Here is a 19,035-nt window from a genome sequence, read left to right on the forward strand (position 1 = left end):
CTTTAGGATGGACTCAACATCAAAAGTAATGTTACCAAAAACAAAAAAAACCTGGACAAAAGCCAGAGTTAAAAATTTAGGAATCGATGCTATTATATATACTTTTATTTTACTTGTAGCGATGACTTGTGTATTACCGTTTATACATGTTATGTCAAAATCCATCAGTGGTGAGGCCTTTGTTATAGCAAATAAAATTGTTCTTTTGCCAAAGGGTATCACATTTGATGCGTATAAAAAGATTTTTGCAGATGCAAGTATCGTACGTTCTCTTTATGTTTCAGTTGTTGTTACGGTATTATTTACTATAGTAGGTATGATAATTACCATATGTGCAGCTTATCCACTTTCTAGAAGAGATTTAAAAGGAAGAACCGCACTGACATTTATATTTATGTTTACGATGTATTTTTCAGGTGGTATTATACCAGAATATTTGCTAATGAATCAATTGGGGTTACTAGATACTTGGGCAGCTATGATTTTACCACTTGCTTTTAGTCCATATAACTTATTAATAATGAAAACTTCATTACAAAGTTCAATTCCAGACAGCTTAATAGAATCGGCACATTTGGATGGAGCTGGACAAATACGAATCTTATGGAGTATTGTTTTACCATTATCAAAACCAATTATAGCAACGTTATCCTTATTCTACGCAGTAGGAAGATGGAATGCTTATCAGGATGCATTGTTTTATATCAAACAAAGAACCGATTTAAGACCATTACAGTTAAAGCTATATTACTTGGTAGTTGCAGCGACAGAGAGCTTTCAGGCTGCAGTTGAGGGTTCCGCTCAGCTTACGAATCCAGAGGTATTAAAGGCATCATGTATTATGTTTGCAACGATTCCTATTATATGTGTTTACCCATTCGTTCAAAAATACTTTGTACAAGGCACAATGATTGGATCAGTAAAAGGTTAAGTGATAGTTATTAGGAATTTCCTATTACTATATAATAAAAGGTATACATTTAAGGAGGTAAAGGTATATGAAAAAGACTTTTAAAAAAGTGGCTGCTCTTACTTTGGCGTGCTCCATGGTTGCAGCATCACTCGCAGGATGCGGTGGAAGCAAAAAAACGGAAACAACAGACAAGGCTGAAAATACAGCTGAAGGAACTGATGCAACCGAGTCAAAAGATACGACAGAAACAACAGGAAGCTACGCTGATTACTCACAAGGTTTCCCAGAAAATGTAACAATTCAAATCCCTGTATATGACAGAGCGTTTGAAGGATGGAATGTAACCGATAACTATTATACCAAATGGATTCAGAAAGAATTCGGCGAGAAATACAATGTAACCGTTGAATTTGTTGCAATCGGAAGATCAACTGAAGTAACCGATTATACACAAATGCTAGCAGCTGGAACGGCTCCAGATATTATTTTCCATTATGATATGCCACAAGCTCTAGCATATTATAGTGAAGGTGCAATGCAAGAGCTTGATTTAGGTGAAATCGCAAACTATGCTCCGACTTACTTTGGAAATATGGGTGAAACGATTTCAAAATATGGTTCCGTTGATGGAAAACCTACTTTCTTCTTTGCAGAACGTACGGATGCATATAACTATATGACATTAATCCGTCAGGACTGGTTGGAAAAAGTAAACATGGAAATGCCTCATAACTTAGAAGAATTAAACGCAGTATTTAAGGCATGGAAGGATGCAGGACTTGGTAATGGAGGCGGAAAATTAGAGCATAACAACTTTACTTATGATTATCCTTTCCGTGCATGGCCAATCGATGAAAAAGATAGAGCTCTTTATTCAGATCTTTCTGTAGCAGCACTTCCTTGGGCTCCTACACATGACTACTTAAAGAATTTAAATTATCAGTATAACAATGGTTTAATTGATCCTGAATTTTACTTAAATACGGATGAAGCTTCCATAAAAGCTGATTTCGTATCAGGTGCATCAGGAACATTCGCGCTATATTTAGCAAGTAGTACAGATGTTATTAGCTCAACATTAGCAAACGATCCAAATGCTAAATTTGCAGTATTAGACCCAGCAGCATTATCACCAGAAGGAACAAAGCCACAGTCAAGAGCTTACTGGCCATTTGGATTCATCATGGGAATTAATTCAACTACTTCAGATGAAGAAAGAGCTGCAGTATGGATGTATTTGGAATGGATGAGTCAACCTGAAAACTTATTCTTCTTACAAAATGGTGTAGAAGGTGAGAACTATACATTAGATGCAGATGGTTTAGCAGTGAAAAACCCTGACTTTACAGGTGAATCAGCATTATCACAAAACAATAACAAAGATTATTGGGCTTTAGTAACTGAAAGTGCACAGTATGAAAAAGACGAACTTAACTACAAAGCAAATCTTGCAAACTGGGCTCCAGTTGGATATGAGTATTTAGTGGAAGATTCTTATAAGTATTTTAATGACTACAAAGAATTCATGACACCAGATGCATTATATTCTGTTGTAATTGAAAGTGTTGCAGAGTACAAGACAACATTAAACGACTTATGGAAAGAACTTTATGTAAAATGCGTTCTTGCACCAGAAGCAGATTTTGAAGCAACTTATCAAAAAGCAGTAGAAGATTACTTATCAGCTGGATATCAAGAGATTCTTGATGAAAAAACACAAGCAATCGAAGCTGGAAGTTATAATTAAGCTTAAAAAGTAAATCGAAGTACGTATGCACATAAGAGAGTATAATACAAGCTTTAGGTGCTTACAGTATAAGATATGACATGTCAATATTTCCCCTTCTATGTTACCATGGAAGGGGAAATATTTTAGAAAGATGTTTGAAAGCAACATTAAGATGGAGGAAATTATGTTTAAAATCAATTATGATGAAAACCAGATTTTAAAGGCCATTGATCAGATTGTAAAAAAGACTATGACAATGGATATGACTTGGGAGTGGCCATGTGGAGTTGCCTATTACGGTGTGTCTGAAGCTTATGAGGCAACGAAAAATGAAAAGTATCTTGAGATGCTTAAAAACTGGACAGATGAATACATTGAATTAGGTCTTCCAGATTGGACAGTTAATACATGTGCAATGGGACATGCAATGATTACTCTTTACGAAAATACAGGTGATGAAAAGTATTGGGATATCGTACTTAGTAAAGTAGATTATATTAGAAATCACGCACTTCGCTTTGGCGATCGTGTGCTTCAACATACAGTATCGATAAAAAATGATTTTCCAGAACAAGCTTGGGCAGACACTCTTTTTATGGCAGCCTTCTTTTTGCTAAGAGTTGGCGTGAAGTTAGAGGACAAAGACATAATTGAGGATGCCCTCAATCAATATTACTGGCATATTAAGTATTTACAAGATCCATCTACAAGTCTTTGGTATCATGGATATAATAACATTAAAAAAGACCATATGTCAGGTTTTTATTGGGGAAGAGCTAACTGCTGGGCAGCATACACAATGTCTCAGGTAAAAAGAAGATTACCTCAGCCTTATTTATACCCTATTTATATGGATATTGAATGCGCGCTAAGAGATCAACTTGGAGCTCTTAAACTATTACAAACAGAAAATGGATTATGGAGAACCATACTTGACGATGAAGAATCTTATGAAGAGGTATCAGCCGCTTGTGGTATTGCAGCAGCTATGGTAACAAACCAAAATCCACTTCATACAAAATATATTCAAAAAGCATTAGATGGAATCATGCAAAACATATCAGAAGATGGAAGGGTATTAAATGTATCTGGTGGTACCGCTGTTATGAATGACAGAGAAGGATACAGAAATATTCCAAAAGATTGGATTCAAGGCTGGGGACAAGGTCTTGCACTTGCATTTTTAACCTCTATTTTAAATGATAAGAATATGTAAAAAAAGAAAGAAAAGCAACGAAATAGTTGTTTTTCTTTCTTTTATATTCATCTACCACTTTTTATTAGGAGCAGCACATTCGTTTTCCCCAATAATGGCTCTTAACTCAACGAAACAGCCGCATATGCGACACATTCCCTGGAAATAATCTTCGCACGCAATACATATATTTAGTCTCTTATCATATTCTATCTCATCGACCTTTCTATCATCATCTAAACTATCAATATATTCGTATAAATGTGTAAAGTATTGAGCTTGTGGAAAATCATATAAAAGACATTTTTTACACAAGCGCTTTTGGCTTAAATCACTCATGTTTCTACCTTTCTAAATTTATTGAATTTAACAATTACAAGGTTTTTATAAGATCTAGATAAGTGTAATTAGACGATTATCACTCTTAGTGACATTAGTATAACATATTGAAGGAATTTTGAAAATGGTAGCATAAAATATAGATTCTCTCAATATAAATAGAGTAGCATAAACAGATATCTTATAGTGGCTGTAAAGATGATAAAATAAGCAAATTGGAGGGGATATATTGGAACTAATCAAGAAGAATATACATATGAACGGATTAAAAGGAAAAGCTGTAAATCAGATTACATTAGAGGATGATTATAATGTTCCTGATAGTAAAGCAGATGTCATGAATATTATACAAGACTCCAGTGAAATAGTAATTACAGAAGTAAAAGCAGCAGATGGGCATGCCGTGGTAAGAGGCAAACTAAAATTCAAGATACTGTATGTGAGTGATTCTCCAGACGAGAGAATTCAAAGTTTATCTGGCGAGATACCGTTTGAAGAAACCATTAACATAGAAGGTGCTATGGATGGTGACAGTATTAAGATGAAGTGGGATACAGAAGATTTTAATGTATCTACAATTAACTCTAGAAAGATTAGTGTAAAAGCAATTGTAACCTTTGTTCTATCGATTGAACAAATCATGGATGAAGAAACTACGGTTGATATTGTAAGTGAGGATGAGGTACAAAGTCGCAAAAAAGGACTAGATATTGTCGAGCTTGCCGTGAATAAGAAAGATATTTTTAGAATCAAAGATGAAATAGCAATCAATCAAAACAAACCTAATATCTATGAAATTGTTTGGACGAATGCACAGCTAAGAAACGTAGAAATCAGACTAATGGATCAGGGAATTTCTATAAAAGGAGATTTGGCTGTTTTTGTTCTCTATAAGGGAGAAGATGAAGAACGCTCGCTTCATTTTGTAGAAGAAGTGATACCATTTAGCGGAAATATTGATTGTAGTGACTGCCTAGAAGATATGATAGCTGATATTGAACTCTCATTTGAGCATTTAGACATTGAAGCAAAACCAGATTATGATGGAGAACAAAGACTGATTAATATTGATGGTGCTTTGAATCTTGATATTAAATTATATGAAGAAAATCATGTTGATATCCTGGAAGATGTTTATTCACCTCAAATGGAGTTAACACCAATTACCCAAGTTGGAAATTTTGAGAGTTTGGTTGTAAAGAATTTTGCCAAGACACGAGTAACGGAAAAACAAAAGATTCCAAATAACCAACTAAGAATCCTTCAACTTTGCCATACAACAGGTAATGTAAAAATTGATGAAACAATTCCAGTTGAAGATGCGGTAAGTGTAGAGGGTGTAATAGAAGTAGCGATTTTGTACATAACGGCAGATGATAATATGCCATTTAACGTAATGAAAGGCATGATTCCATTTAATCATATTATAGAAGCAAAAGGAATAAATGAGGACTCTATTTACCATATCAAGGCAGACATCGACCAACTCAATAGTACGATGATAGACAGTGAAGAGGTAGAAGTAAAAGCAATCGTTAATTTAAATGCCTTAGTATTAAATAGATTGTCTGAAGAAATTATAACAGATGTAAAACAAGAGCCACTTGATTATTCAAAACTTGAAGCTTTACCAGGAATTGTGGGATATGTTGTAAAAGCAGATGACTCCTTGTGGAAATTGGCTAAGAAATATTACACAACGGTGGATAAAATCAAGGAAACCAATGATCTTACGAGTGATTCTATTAAAGTAGGAGATAGCTTACTTATTGTAAAGAGCATATAATAGAATGTTTTTGTAAATGGCTCTGATCGTAATAGATATCAAAATAGATTACATGTTTATTTATACTATATAATGCATGAAATGCTGATTTTCTAAAATGATACATTTTAAGAAAATCAGCATTTTTAGGCCCCAAAGTGTCTGTAATCCCCCCTTTACTAAATTGGTTATAGTAATTTGATAGAAAATAAGAGAACAATGTCGGAAATTAGTATATTACAAACATTGCAATTTTTAAAAAAAATGTTTATAATGTATACAGAATACAATAAATTGTGACATTAACACTGGAGGAAAGTAATGGAACAAATCAAATTAAAAGCACTTGCCAAAATTAATCTTGGCCTAGATGTTGTTCGTAAAAGAGAAGACGGCTATCACGAAGTGCGTATGATTATGCAGACGATCAATATGTATGATAAGATTGCTATAAAAAAAATAAAAGAGAATGCGATAAAGGTAAAAACGAATTTATATTATTTACCGAATAATGAAAATAACCTTGTTTATAAAGCTGCGAAACTTCTGATGGACGAATTTGAGCTTGAGCAAGGTGTTAGCATAGATCTTGAAAAATATATCCCAGTTGCAGCAGGTATGGCAGGAGGAAGTTCTGATGCTGCCGCAGTGTTGATGGGGGTAAATAAGTTATTTAAACTGGGGCTTAGCAAAAAACAGCTTATGGAGCGCTCAGTAGTAATAGGCGCAGATGTTCCGTATTGTATCATGAGAGGAACTGCCCTTGCAGAAGGGATTGGAGAAAAATTAACCCCTTTAAAACCAATGCCGAAATGTTACATATTAATTGCAAAACCTGGAATTAGTGTATCGACAAAGTTCGTATATGGGAATTTGAAAGTAGATGAAATAAAAGTTCATCCAGATATTGATGGAATGGTAGAAGCAATTGAAGAAGGAAATTTAACTGACATTACAAAACGGATGGGAAATGTGCTCGAAGAAGTCACAATAAAAGAGTATCCAGTCATTCAAGAAATTAAGAATATTATGCAGGAGAATGGTGCCATAAACGCAATGATGAGCGGTAGTGGACCTACTGTATTTGGAATTTTTACAGAGTATGAAAAGGCTCAAAAAGCCCATTTAATTTTAAATTCTAGTAACCAAGTAAAACAAACGTATCTAACGAGTGTATATAATAATAGGAGGTAAGTAAAATGAACGACGTATTAAAGGTAAATATCAATGAATATCTTCCACTTAGGGATGTTGTATTCAATACATTAAGACAAGCTATTTTAAAAGGAGAATTAAAGCCAGGTGAGAGACTTATGGAGATTCAGCTTGCACAAAGACTAGGGGTAAGTAGAACTCCTATCAGAGAAGCCATTCGTAAGCTGGAACTAGAAGGATTGGTTACTATGGTTCCAAGAAAGGGAGCAGAGGTTGCTAAAATCACTGAAAAAAGCTTACGGGATGTATTAGAAGTAAGAAAGGCGTTAGAAGAATTGGCAATGGAAATCGCCTGTGATAGAATAACGGAGGATTTGATTGAACAACTACAAATGGCATTAGAAGAATTTAAAAAAGCCATCTCTTCAAAGGAGCTAACCGCAATTGCAGAAGCAGATGTGAATTTTCATGATGTTATTTATAATGCGACTGGAAATGAAAAATTAATTTTAATTCTAAATAATTTGCGCGAGCAGATGTATCGTTATCGAATTGAGTACATTAAGGATTACAGCAGCCATCTAAGATTGATTGAAGAACATGAGACAATAATTGAGTCTTTGAAAAACCATGATAAAGAAAAAGCAACGTATACAATCTGTAACCACATAGACAATCAAGAGATGACTGTGATAAATAGTATTAAAAGTAACGAATAGATTCAAATAATATTGTCAATACTTCCACTATATTCCATAGGGAGGTATTGATAAATGAAGAAAAAAAATCATATCATAATTAGTTTATTAGTTGTTATAATTGGCATTACACTTACAAGCCAAGTATATATTAGTAAAGCAAATGTAAGTAATACATACAGTATGCAAAAGTTACAAAGTACTCTTGCACAAAAAATTATACGTTTTCATGTGATAGCAGATAATGATACGGATGAATCACAGCAATTAAAAATGAAAGTGAAAAACGAAACATTAAAATACATGAAAACATTGTTAACGGGAACAGAAGATTTAAGTACAACACGAGATATTTTAGAAAATAATTTGGAAAATATTAAAAATTTTGCTTTGGATGTTGTGGAAAAAGAAGGATATGAATATAATGTAAGTGCGGAATTTGAAAATTGTTATTTTCCAATCAAAGAATATGGCAGTCTCATATTTCCAGCGGGATATTATGATGCTTTAAAAATAAAACTTGGAAAAGCAGAAGGCAGAAACTGGTGGTGTGTGATGTATCCAAATCTTTGCTTTGTTGAGGGAAGCTACGCAGTTGTTAACGATGAGGTTAAGGAAACATTAGAGGGAATGCTTACACCAGATGAATATCATATGCTCTTACAAGGTAACAATACAAAAATATCCTTTAAATATTTGAAATTCCTAAACAACTAGTAAGGCAGAGATTTTAATGGAGGATGAAATGACCTTAAGCATTCGTGAAATAGATGAGGCAATAAAAGAAGCCCCAATCGGTGTTTTTGACTCTGGCGTGGGCGGATTGACGGTAGCTAGAGAGATCATGAGGCAAATGCCAAATGAACGTATTATTTATTTTGGAGACACTGCAAGAGTTCCATATGGTAGTAAGTCTCAAAATACGATTATTCGTTATTCCAGACAGATTATTCGGTTTCTTAGGACAAAAAAAGTAAAAGCAATCGTAGTGGCATGTAATACTGCCAGTGCATATGCTTTGGATACCATAGAGACTGAACTCGATATCCCCATAATTGGTGTGGTAAAACCAGGTGCGAAAGTAGCGGTCGATGCAACCAATAATGGAAAAATCGGAGTGATAGGTACGGAAGGGACAATAAATAGTGGAATCTACTCAGAGTTTATACATAAAAGAAAGAAAGATATCACTGTAGTTGGAAAAGCTTGCCCGTTGTTTGTTCCATTGGTTGAAGAAAATTGGATAAAAGATAGTGTTACAGATGAAGTAGCAAAAAGATATTTGAGTGAACTAAAGGAATCGGGAATTGATACGTTAATTTTAGGATGTACGCATTACCCCTTGCTTCGTTCAACGGTCAGAAAAATGATTGGAGAAGATGTTACTTTAGTAAATCCAGCTTACGAAACTGCCCTTGAATTAAAAGCTTTATTGGAAGAGCATGACATGATAAATACAAGCAACCAGATAAATGATAGTTCGCGTTATGAATTTTATGTAAGTGATGCAGCAGATAAGTTTAAACAGTTTGCTAATTCAATTTTACCCTATGATATTGAAACTACGAAATTAATTAATATAGAAGACTTTTAGGTGAGTATATGACAAAAGATGTAATACTAAGTATTTGTGGACTGCAATTTGATAGTCTGGAAACACAAGCGCCTGATCCAGTTGAAGTGATTACAGTTGGAGAGTATTATAAAAGAAATAATAAGCATTATGTATTGTTTCATGAGATGATGGAAGGCTTTGAAGGCAGTACGAAAAACACAGTTAAAATCACAGATAATACCTTAGACATTATGAAGCAAGGCGTAACCAATGTACATATGGTATTTGAAAAAAACAAGAAAAATATAACCTGTTATAATACTCCATATGGTAATCTTATGATAGGTATCTTTGCAAAAGACGTTAAGATAGAAGAGCAGGATGAAAACATAGCGGTTCGTGTTGAATATGCACTCGATATTAATTATGAACACTTGGCAGATTGTCAGATTTCCATTAATATAAAATCCAAAGATGCAAAGGATTTTGTGCTGTAGAAACCTACGAACAAAAAAGTAAGCACCCTACTGTGGATAAATTTAATAAGATTCAAACAAATTTAAGATAGAAAAGACGATAAGCTCTACTGCATAATTTGCAGTAGGGCATTTTTTATGTGAACTAATATAAGAAAAGAAGATAGGTCATGAATCTGATATTTTTCATATGAATTTGATTTTATATTTTAAATGCATCAAGTAATATGGAGAAGAATCGAGCCTATTTGCAGAAAGATGGATAGGAAATTAGATATTATTTGAAACAGATAGAAGGAGAAAGAAATGAAAGCAATACGTTTTTTAAATGAATGCGGTGACTTTACAATGGAACAGCCTGAAAATTATAGCTATTTGTATTTTCCAATTGCAGGTGAAAACAAAATCAAAAGCTCGATTACACCTAATTTAGGTGGAGATAGTAAAATAGATCAAAATACATTTCTATTAGAACCTGTTAGTGTAGAAAACCTTCATAATAATCGTTCTAGTAGAAATTTCTGGTGTATGGTGGAGGGTGTTGGTAACTGGTCTGTGACTGGACAATCAGCAGAAGAAGAATATAAAAAGTTTACAAAAGAGCAGGATAAGAGTAGACTTTTTGCAGGTTTTATGTGGCATAGGATAGAAAGAATATCTTCTAAATATCAATTAGAGGCAAAGGTTACCTCTTTTGTTCCGCTTGATTATAACTTGGAAGTTATGCAGGTGGAGATATGTAACAAGAGTGAAGAAAAGCAAACTATAACCCCAATTGCTGCTATACCAATCTATGGGCGAAGTGCAGATAACATTAGAGATCATAGACATGTCACTTCCTTGTTACATCGAATTTCTACAAATAAGTCTGGGGTATTGGTCAAACCAACCCTTTCTTTTGATGAGAGAGGGCATCAACAAAATAAAATGATTTACTATGTATGTGGTGTAACAGGGGAAGGAGAAAACCCAACTTCTTTTTATCCAATTGTAGATGATTACTTAGGAGAAGGAGGAAGCTTTACGAATCCCTTGGCAATACGAGAGGACATAGAAGGAATAGCGGCAGAAGAAAGCTTTGAGGGAAAAGAGGCATTAGGGGGAATTCGATTTCAAAAGATAACCTTAGAGCCAAAGCAAAAGGTTTCTTATACAATTTTAATTGGAGCTACCACAGACAGCAAAAAGATTGAGCAGGCAATGTTAAGCTTTCAGACGAAAGAAAAAGTAGAAGATGCACTACAGAAAGTAAAAGAGTATTACCAAGAAAAAGTAAATGTCAAATACCATACCAGTGATGAGAACTATGATCATTATCTTAGATGGATTAGTTTCCAGCCTATTTTAAGAAGAATGTATGGTTGCTCTTTCTTGCCTTATCATGATTATGGAAAAGGGGGAAGAGGCTGGCGCGACTTATGGCAGGATTGCTTGGCACTTTTAATTATGAACCCATCTGGTGTACGTGATATGATTGTTAGCAATTTTGGTGGTGTACGTATGGATGGAACCAATGCGACCATTATTGGGAATAAACAAGGTGAGTTTGTTGCAGATCGAAACAACATTACAAGGGTATGGATGGATCACGGCTTTTGGCCTTTTCTAACAACAAAATTATACATTGACCAAACGGGTGACATAGAAATACTAAATGAAAAAGTACCTTACTTTAAGGATAAACAAATACTACGTGGAACAAGTCAAGATGAGATATGGGATGATTCTTACGGTATGAAGCAAAAGTGTTTGGATGGTAGTATCTACTATGGAAGTGTGTTAGAGCATCTTTTACTACAGAATTTAACCGCTTTTTACGAGGTAGGAGAACACAATCATATCAGAATGCGAGGTGCGGATTGGAATGATGCACTCGATATGGCAGAGCAAAAAGGGGAAAGCGTAGCTTTTACCTGTGCGTATGCAGGTAATTTTAAGGATTTAGCCAATTACCTACGAGAATACAAAAAGATGCTAAAAGTAGATACCATAGTTCTTTCCAAGGAAATTGTAATGCTTTTGAATTGTTCCAAGGAATTATATGAAAACCCGATCGAAAAGCAAAAGCTGTTACAAGTCTATGGACAGATATGCAAGCATACTATCAGTGGTTCCTTGGTAAACATTGCAATCAAAGAAATCATTGATGACCTTGAAAGTAAGGCGAACTGGATGATGGAGCATATTAAAACATCTGAATGGGTAGAAGACTCTTTGGGTCATGGCTGGTTTAATGGGTATTATGATAACCATGGAAGGCAGGTAGAAGGCGTTTTTGATAAAAATGTTAGAATGATGCTGACGGGACAAGTATTTGCAATCATGAGTGGTACAGCTCAAAAAGAGCAGATAAAAGCGATTTGTAAAAGTGCAGATACTTACTTGTATCAGAAAGATATAGGTGGCTATCGCTTAAATACTAATTTCTACGAAGAAAAGTTTGATCTTGGAAGAATGTTTGGATTTGCATATGGAGAGAAGGAAAACGGTGCAGTCTTTTCTCACATGACGGTCATGTATGCCAATGCTCTTTATAAGCAAGGCTTTGTAAAAGAAGGCTTTCAAGCATTACAATCATTAGCTGATACGGCTATGGATTTTAACACAAGTAAAATGTATCCTGGAATTCCAGAGTATTTTAATGACGTTGGAAGAGGGATGTATCCATATCTGACGGGAGCTGCAAGCTGGTATATGTTAACCATGATTACCCAAGTGTTTGGTGTTCGCGGTGAGATGGGAGATTTAATCATTGAACCAAAACTGCTAAAAGAGCAATTTGATCAAGAAGGGATTGCATCGATTTCACTCACATTTAGTGAACGACAGTTTGAAATCTCATTTTACAATCCAATGCATCTTACATATGGTAGCTATCGGATAGAACGTGCAGTATGTAACGAAACAATTCTTTTCGATAACAGCAATGGCAAAGCGTGTTTATCAAAAAAAGAACTTCAAAAATTAGGAACAAGTCTTCATAAGATTGATGTGTTTCTAACGAAAATATCAAAGGCAGAATGCAAATGAAGTTGACTTGGAGGAAGAAAGAAAAATGAAGAAATATGATTATAGTCTTAAAAAATATGCCAAAATAGCAAGACAGGCAGCAGCAGAGGGATGCGTTCTACTTCGAAATGAAAATGAGACATTACCTCTTAGAACGGGGGATAAGGTTGCTGTTTTTGGGCGTTGTGCATCTTATTATTATAAAAGTGGAGTAGGATCAGGAGGATTGGTCAATACAAAATATGTAGTTAGTATACTAGATGCACTAAAAGCATATAAAGGCATTACGATACATGAACCGTTACTTCAAATATATGAGAAATGGATCAAAGAAAACCCAATTGATGAAGGAAATGGTTGGGGCACAGTACCATGGTCGCAAAAAGAAATGCCGATATCAGATGAAATAATAGCGCTAGCAAAAAAGGATAGCAATGTTGCCGTTGTAATCGTTGGAAGAACAGCTGGAGAAGATCAAGACAATAAAAACGAAGCAGGTAGTTATTTATTAACAGATATTGAAAAGGATATGATTTCAAAAGTAAGCAAAGCCTTTGAGCGTACGGTAGTTTTATTGAATGTATCTAATATTATTGACATGAAATGGGTAGAGGAATATCACCCCTCTGCATTAATGTATGTGTGGCAGGGTGGTCAAGAAGGTGGAAATGGTGTTGTTGACGTATTAACAGGGCAGGTAAATCCATGTGGAAAGCTTACAGATACCATCGCTTATGATATTACAGATTATCCAAGCAGTGCGTACTTTGGAGATAGTAAGAAAAATTATTATAAAGAAGATATCTATGTAGGATATCGCTACTTTGAAAGCTGTGCCAAGGAGAAGGTATTGTATCCATTTGGCTTTGGTTTATCCTATACAACCTTTGATATCACTGCCAATATCAAAGAAGTAAAAGAAGATAAAGTTAGCGTGGCAGTGATGGTAAAAAATACTGGAAAGAAACCAGGAAAAGAAGTTGTACAAGTTTATATAAAAGCACCACAAGGTAAGCTAGGTAAGCCATTACGTGTTCTTGTTGGATTTGGAAAAACAAGGGTATTAAAGCCAGAAGAATCGCAAGAATTACTAATTGATTGTCCAAAATCATATTTTGCATCTTATGATGACGCTGGGATAACAGGTCATTTGTCTTGTCTACTTTTGGAAGAGGGGGACTATGACGTTTACGTTGGAGCAGACGTAAGAAGCGCATCACATTGTGGAAGCTTTTTTCAAAAAGAAGTGATATTAGAGCAATTACAAGAAGCATGTGCACCAGTAGAATGTTTTGAACGATTTAAGTTACAAGAGAGCAAAACCAAAACATATGCAATGGCATGGGATCGTGTTCCTGTTCGAAAAATTGATATAAAAGAAAGAATAAAAGATCTTAGGACGTCTGAAATTGCCTATACAGGTGATAGGGGCTATCGTTTGGTGGATGTTTTTGAGAAAAAGGTTACCATGGAGCAATTCATTGCACAATTATCAGAAGAAGATTTAAGGTGTCTGCATCGAGGAGAAGGTATGTGTAGTCCCAAGGTAACTCCTGGAACAGCAGGAGCATTTGGAGGGGTGACTCCTCGTCTTCGTGAATTTGGGATACCAGTTGCTTGCTGTGCAGATGGACCATCAGGAATACGTATGGATAGTGGTGCTTTCGCATTTTCTCTTCCGAATGGAACCTTACTTGGTTGTACGTTTAATCTCACCTTAATAGAAGAGCTCTTCCAAATGGTTGGGATAGAACTCCTAAAGAATAAAGTGGATACCATATTAGGTCCAGGTATTAATATTCATAGAAATCCCCTAAATGGAAGAAATTTTGAATATATTTCAGAAGACCCAATTCTGACAGGCAAAATAGCTGCTGTACAATTAAAAGCTATGCATGAATTTGGGGTGACGGGTACAATGAAGCACTTTTGTGCAAATAATCAAGAACAAGACCGATGTGTGGTTGAAGCGGTGGTATCTGAGCGAGCACTTCGAGAGATATATCTAAAGGGATATGAAATAGCAGTGAAAGAAGGGCATGCCAGAGCAATTATGACAACCTATGGTCCTGTAAATGGAATTTGGACAGCAGGTAATTTTGATTTGTGTACCGTGATATTAAGAAAAGAATGGAACTTTGATGGCATTGCTATGACGGATTGGTGGGCAAGTGCAAATTGGGAAGGGCAAGAAGATCAAAAGACCAATCGAGCGGCCATGGTCTTGGCACAAAACGATATCTATATGGTGTGTCAAGATGCACACGAAGAGGAAGAGATTGATAATCTAAAGGAAGAGTTAGAATGTGGAGTAATTACCAGAAGTGATTTACAAAGAAATGCAAAAAACATTTTAAACTTTATATTACAATCGCCTGCAATGTTACATGAATTAGGGAAAATGAACTTAGATGATATTGAAGATTTTAATGAGGGAGAGGATGTTGCTACAACACCTGAGATCACCGAGTATTTTCCAGTGGATTTAGAAACTGGAAGGCTGATTCTTGATTGCATTGATGAAACGATTCAATTCAAAGACATTATTAATTTTGGTATCACGACAGCAGGTGAAGCAAACTATTCCATTTTACTTGAGATAACAACAAGTCTTTCAAAATTAGCTCAAATTCCAATTTCTGTTTACTTTGATAATATCTATCGAGGAACTATATCCATACAAGGAACAGAAGGAAAAACAATCTTAGTAACTGAAAAAATTGGCTATATCAAAGGCAAATATCACTATATTAAACTGGTATGCAAGGAGCATGGTGTTACGATTAATCGTATTGAGATTATAAAAGAAGTAGAATAAAAAAAGGTGTTCAAAACATGGATTGTTTTGAACACCTTCTTATCATATTTGGTTTACCAAGTAGACTGATAGTATTTATCACGATACTTTTTCGGGGTTAAACCAACTTGTTTTTCAAAGGCTTGAATAAAGTGACTTTGCGAGGAAAAGGACAAATAATTCGCAATGTCTATGAAGGAATAATTAGAATACTTTAATAAGTTCTCTGCTTTTTCTATTTTTTTTTCACGAATGTAATCACTGACTGAAATACCGATATTCTTCTTGAAAAGCTTTGACAGATAACTTTCGGAAAGCTTAGTATGTATTGCAAGGTCTTTGAGGGTAATCCTCTCGTGAAGATGATTATAGATGTAATTCGTACATTGTACGATTGATTTTGATATAATAGCATTTTTTTGAAGTAAAAGCATTTTTCCAGTAAAATCTAAAACCATATCATTGTGTAACTGGGCAACGGCTTCGATTGTTGTACAAGAGTCCATCTTTAGTATATAAAAGTCACTTAATCGATAAGCTTGCTCTAATTCCATACCGCCTTCTACACAATATCTGGTAATCATAGCAACTGTAATCACATAATGATATTTAATATTTGTCAAAGGATTCTTAGATAAGATACCCATTCCTTCGGAGTTAGTAAAAGCACCTTGTTCGCAATTTGCACGAACAAAATCCATGTCTCCATTCTTAACCGCTTGATAAAAGGAATATTCATCTTCTAAAGGCATGTGTAAAGCCGCTGACTCTCTTTCGGTTAGCTCATGCTGATACCACTCTTTACGTAAATTCATAGTTCAGTACTCCATAATCCTTGTCTTACTATAAAATATATTATGACATGAATCTGATATTTTTGCAATTGATTTAATATATTTTACCTGCAAAACGCTATATGATAAGCACTATAAGCGAAGTAAAGATAACATATTTTTTACAAAAATTTATCTTATGAAAAATGTTGGGAGGAATATTTCATGAAAAAGAAAGTGTTAAGTATTATGTTAGCTGCATCTGTAATGGCAACTATGTTAGCTGGATGTGGAGGTACAGATGCATCAACGCAAACAGAAGGGAAGGCAAGTACTCAAGCTGAAAATGCGTCGTCTTCTTTAGAGGAAGGCAAGGTTGTTAATATTTATTGTTGGAATGATGAATTTAAAAGTCGTTATGAAGCATATGCAAAAGACTTAGAGGAAAAACATGGTGTCACAGTTAATTTTGTGATTGTAGCAAATGAAAACAATGCGTATCAAAATAACCTAGATGCTGCATTGCAAGCACAGGAATCGGCGGCTAGTGACGATAAAGTAGACATATTCTTAGTAGAAGCAGATTATGCAAGCAAATATACAAAGTCTGAATATGCACTTGATGTAGTGGGTGATGTTGGATTAACAGCAGATGACCTTTCACAACAATATCAATATACAAAAGATATTGTTACCGTAGATGGGGTACAAAAAGGAACGACTTGGCAAGCGACCCCTGGTTTATTTGCCTATAGACGATCGATTGCGAAAGAAGTACTTGGAACGGATGATCCTGCTATGGTACAAGAAAAGCTTAGTGACTGGGCAAAATTTGATGAAGTTGCTTCTAAGATGAAGGATGCAGGATATTTTATGCTTTCAGGATATGATGATTCCTTTCGAGCTTTTTCAAATAATGTATCTACTCCATGGGTAGAGGCTAATAAAATTGTGGTAGATGATAATATCATGAATTGGGTGAAACAAACAAAAACATATACGGACAAAGGCTATAATAATAAAACTACATTGTGGGCTCCTGAATGGAGTGCAGACCAAGGACCAGATGGCAAGGTATTTGGATTCTTCTACTCCACGTGGGGAATCAACTTCACCTTGTTAGGTAATTCTCTTGCAGATGCAGAAGGGGAGAAGGCAGTTGGTAATGGAATCTTTGGAGATTATGCAGTATGTGAAGGCCCACAAGCATATTATTGGGGTGGAACTTGGATTTGCGCCGCTAAGGGAACGGATAATATATCTTTTATTAAAGACATGATGTATCGATTGACCTGTGATGCAGAAACCATGAAGAAGATAACTCTAGATACGCAAGATTATACCAATAATGAGGCTGCCATGAACGAGATTGCAAGTAGCGATTATTCCTCAGACTTCTTAGGAGGTCAAAATCACATTGCACTGTTTGCAGAGGCAGCAAAAAAGATTGATATGAGCAACATAAGCGATTATGATCAGGGACTAAATGAAGCTTTACAGCAGACAATGCATGAGTATTTTGAAGGAAATGTGGATGAACAAACCGCATTGGAAAACTTCTATCAATCAGCAATTGAAAAATATCCTGAGCTGACGAAATAATAAAATTCATTAAAAGTAAGTATGGTTAAGTAAAAGGAGTTCAAGGAAATTGACATAAAAAGAATGCCTTTTACTTTTCCTAGCTTACTAGGAGTAGGAGAAAAATCATGACAGCTTCTAATAAAAACAAGACAAAACATGTGAGTTATAAAAAATGGGGATATCTATTTTTAATACCGTTCTTTCTTGTTTACGGTGTGTTTTCGTTTATACCAATGATATCTACCTTTTACTATAGTTTCTTTGAAAACTATATGTCAGGTCTAAAAGAAATTGGACCAACATTTGTTGGATTTGATAATTACATAAAGCTATTTACGGAAGGCGATTTGCTAAAGTATTTTGAAAATACTATTATTTTGTGGGTACTTGGATTTGTTCCCCAGATAGTAATTTCTTTGATTTTAGCAGCATGGTTTACCGATACAAGACTAAAATTAAAATGTTCCGGTTTTTTTAAAACTGTAATATATATGCCAAATCTAATTATGGCCTCCTCCTTTGCAATGCTGTTTTTTGCATTGTTTTCTAATAATGGGCCAATTAATCTAATACTAATGAATGCAGGAATCATAAAAGAGCCATTTCATTTTATGTCCTCAACGGCAGGAGCTAGAGGCTTGATTGCTCTTATGAATTTCTTAATGTGGTATGGTAATACAACGATACTTTTAATGGCAGGTATGATGGGAATTGATACCGCTTTGTTTGAAGCAGCAGAAGTAGATGGAGCCACACCTTCGCAAGTATTTTCTAAAATCACAATGCCATTACTAAAGCCAATACTTGCATATGTTATAATAACTTCACTAATCGGTGGACTTCAAATGTTTGACCTCCCTCAGATTCTAACCAATGGAAAAGGAGGGCCAGATCGAACCACTATGACACTAATTATGTATCTAAATAATCATTTGTATAGTAAAAATTATGGTATGGCTGGAGCGCTTTCTGTCATATTGTTTCTTGTTACCGGGACATTAAGTATATGGGTGTTCAAAGCGATTACAGGCCAAAGAGAGAAGTAGG

15 protein-coding genes are annotated in these 19,035 nt (G+C 35.0%); 13 read left to right on the forward strand and 2 right to left on the reverse strand.

Translation table 11 applies throughout. From position 1 onward, the window contains the following. Positions 1-7: 7 nt before the first annotated feature. From F7O84_RS17435 to F7O84_RS17445, 3 genes are all read left to right on the forward strand, one after another. Positions 8-931: a carbohydrate ABC transporter permease gene (locus tag F7O84_RS17435; RefSeq protein ID WP_243140941.1), complete on the forward strand. Its 924-nt coding sequence runs from the start codon at positions 8-10 to the stop codon at positions 929-931. 67 nt (positions 932-998) lie between these two features. Next, the gene (locus tag F7O84_RS17440; protein ID WP_151148240.1) at positions 999-2,660 is read left to right on the forward strand and encodes an extracellular solute-binding protein; all 1,662 of its coding nucleotides are present in this window, start codon (positions 999-1,001) and stop codon (positions 2,658-2,660) included. A gap of 166 nt (positions 2,661-2,826) precedes the next feature. Then, on the forward strand, positions 2,827-3,858 hold the full coding sequence (locus tag F7O84_RS17445) for a glycoside hydrolase family 88/105 protein (RefSeq protein WP_151148242.1): 1,032 nt from the start codon (positions 2,827-2,829) through the stop codon (positions 3,856-3,858). A 51-nt stretch (positions 3,859-3,909) separates the two neighbouring features. Here the strand turns inward: F7O84_RS17445 and F7O84_RS17450 are convergent, their stop codons facing one another. Next, positions 3,910-4,176, reverse strand: coding sequence for a DUF6171 family protein (locus F7O84_RS17450; protein WP_151148244.1), 267 nt, complete (start codon positions 4,174-4,176; stop codon positions 3,910-3,912). A gap of 256 nt (positions 4,177-4,432) precedes the next feature. On the opposite strand from F7O84_RS17450, the gene F7O84_RS17455 reads away from it, so the two are divergent. From F7O84_RS17455 to F7O84_RS17490, 8 genes are all read left to right on the forward strand, one after another. Next, positions 4,433-5,962, forward strand: coding sequence for a DUF3794 and LysM peptidoglycan-binding domain-containing protein (locus tag F7O84_RS17455; protein ID WP_151148246.1), 1,530 nt, complete (start codon positions 4,433-4,435; stop codon positions 5,960-5,962). A 300-nt stretch (positions 5,963-6,262) separates the two neighbouring features. After that, positions 6,263-7,135, forward strand: coding sequence for a 4-(cytidine 5'-diphospho)-2-C-methyl-D-erythritol kinase (gene ispE, locus F7O84_RS17460; RefSeq protein WP_151148248.1), 873 nt, complete (start codon positions 6,263-6,265; stop codon positions 7,133-7,135). Positions 7,136-7,140: 5 nt separating this feature from the next. Further along, complete coding sequence (locus F7O84_RS17465) at positions 7,141-7,815, forward strand: GntR family transcriptional regulator (protein ID WP_151148250.1); 675 nt, start codon at positions 7,141-7,143, stop codon at positions 7,813-7,815. Between the two features lie 54 nt (positions 7,816-7,869). After that, on the forward strand, positions 7,870-8,511 hold the full coding sequence (gene spoIIR, locus F7O84_RS17470) for a stage II sporulation protein R (RefSeq protein ID WP_151148253.1): 642 nt from the start codon (positions 7,870-7,872) through the stop codon (positions 8,509-8,511). A 28-nt stretch (positions 8,512-8,539) separates the two neighbouring features. Next, positions 8,540-9,388, forward strand: a complete 849-nt coding sequence (gene murI / locus F7O84_RS17475) for a glutamate racemase (RefSeq protein ID WP_151148255.1) — start codon at positions 8,540-8,542, stop codon at positions 9,386-9,388. Positions 9,389-9,396: 8 nt separating this feature from the next. After that, entirely contained in the window at positions 9,397-9,846 is a 450-nt protein-coding gene (locus tag F7O84_RS17480; protein WP_151148257.1) for a YwiB family protein, read from the forward strand. A gap of 285 nt (positions 9,847-10,131) precedes the next feature. Next, positions 10,132-12,855 carry a GH36-type glycosyl hydrolase domain-containing protein gene (locus tag F7O84_RS17485; protein WP_151148260.1) on the forward strand — a complete coding sequence of 908 codons (2,724 nt, stop codon included), beginning with the start codon at positions 10,132-10,134 and terminating at the stop codon, positions 12,853-12,855. Between the two features lie 25 nt (positions 12,856-12,880). After that, the gene (locus F7O84_RS17490) at positions 12,881-15,652 is read left to right on the forward strand and encodes a glycoside hydrolase family 3 protein (RefSeq protein WP_151148262.1); all 2,772 of its coding nucleotides are present in this window, start codon (positions 12,881-12,883) and stop codon (positions 15,650-15,652) included. Between the two features lie 53 nt (positions 15,653-15,705). On the opposite strand, the gene F7O84_RS17495 is transcribed toward F7O84_RS17490, so the two are convergent. After that, positions 15,706-16,446 (reverse strand): helix-turn-helix domain-containing protein, encoded by a 741-nt coding sequence (locus tag F7O84_RS17495; protein ID WP_151148264.1) that lies wholly within the window; start codon positions 16,444-16,446, stop codon positions 15,706-15,708. Positions 16,447-16,629: 183 nt separating this feature from the next. Between F7O84_RS17495 and F7O84_RS17500 the strand changes: the two genes are divergently transcribed. Continuing rightward, on the forward strand, positions 16,630-18,006 hold the full coding sequence (locus F7O84_RS17500; RefSeq protein ID WP_151148265.1) for an ABC transporter substrate-binding protein: 1,377 nt from the start codon (positions 16,630-16,632) through the stop codon (positions 18,004-18,006). 107 nt (positions 18,007-18,113) lie between these two features. Then, a complete protein-coding gene (locus F7O84_RS17505) occupies positions 18,114-19,034 on the forward strand; it encodes a carbohydrate ABC transporter permease (RefSeq protein ID WP_151148267.1) in 921 nt (306 codons plus the stop codon). Position 19,035: the final 1 nt, after the last annotated feature.

The organism is Candidatus Galacturonatibacter soehngenii (assembly GCF_008830185.1).
Classification (GTDB): Bacteria; Bacillota; Clostridia; order Lachnospirales; family Lachnospiraceae; genus Lachnotalea; species Lachnotalea soehngenii.

Bases quoted from the DNA above. Each gene is read 5' to 3' on its own strand.
- spoIIR (WP_151148253.1), top strand. From the start codon at position 7,870: ATGAAGAAAAAAAATCATATCATAATTAGTTTATTAGTTGTTATAATT.
- F7O84_RS17445 (WP_151148242.1), top strand. From the start codon at position 2,827: ATGTTTAAAATCAATTATGATGAAAACCAGATTTTAAAGGCCATTGAT.
- F7O84_RS17480 (WP_151148257.1), top strand. From the start codon at position 9,397: ATGACAAAAGATGTAATACTAAGTATTTGTGGACTGCAATTTGATAGT.
- F7O84_RS17490 (WP_151148262.1), top strand. From the start codon at position 12,881: ATGAAGAAATATGATTATAGTCTTAAAAAATATGCCAAAATAGCAAGA.
- F7O84_RS17485 (WP_151148260.1), top strand. From the start codon at position 10,132: ATGAAAGCAATACGTTTTTTAAATGAATGCGGTGACTTTACAATGGAA.
- ispE (WP_151148248.1), top strand. From the start codon at position 6,263: ATGGAACAAATCAAATTAAAAGCACTTGCCAAAATTAATCTTGGCCTA.
- F7O84_RS17505 (WP_151148267.1), top strand. From the start codon at position 18,114: ATGACAGCTTCTAATAAAAACAAGACAAAACATGTGAGTTATAAAAAA.
- murI (WP_151148255.1), top strand. From the start codon at position 8,540: ATGACCTTAAGCATTCGTGAAATAGATGAGGCAATAAAAGAAGCCCCA.
- F7O84_RS17450 (WP_151148244.1), bottom strand. From the start codon at position 4,176: ATGAGTGATTTAAGCCAAAAGCGCTTGTGTAAAAAATGTCTTTTATAT.
- F7O84_RS17495 (WP_151148264.1), bottom strand. From the start codon at position 16,446: ATGAATTTACGTAAAGAGTGGTATCAGCATGAGCTAACCGAAAGAGAG.
- F7O84_RS17455 (WP_151148246.1), top strand. From the start codon at position 4,433: ATGAACGGATTAAAAGGAAAAGCTGTAAATCAGATTACATTAGAGGAT.
- F7O84_RS17435 (WP_243140941.1), top strand. From the start codon at position 8: ATGGACTCAACATCAAAAGTAATGTTACCAAAAACAAAAAAAACCTGG.
- F7O84_RS17465 (WP_151148250.1), top strand. From the start codon at position 7,141: ATGAACGACGTATTAAAGGTAAATATCAATGAATATCTTCCACTTAGG.
- F7O84_RS17440 (WP_151148240.1), top strand. From the start codon at position 999: ATGAAAAAGACTTTTAAAAAAGTGGCTGCTCTTACTTTGGCGTGCTCC.
- F7O84_RS17500 (WP_151148265.1), top strand. From the start codon at position 16,630: ATGAAAAAGAAAGTGTTAAGTATTATGTTAGCTGCATCTGTAATGGCA.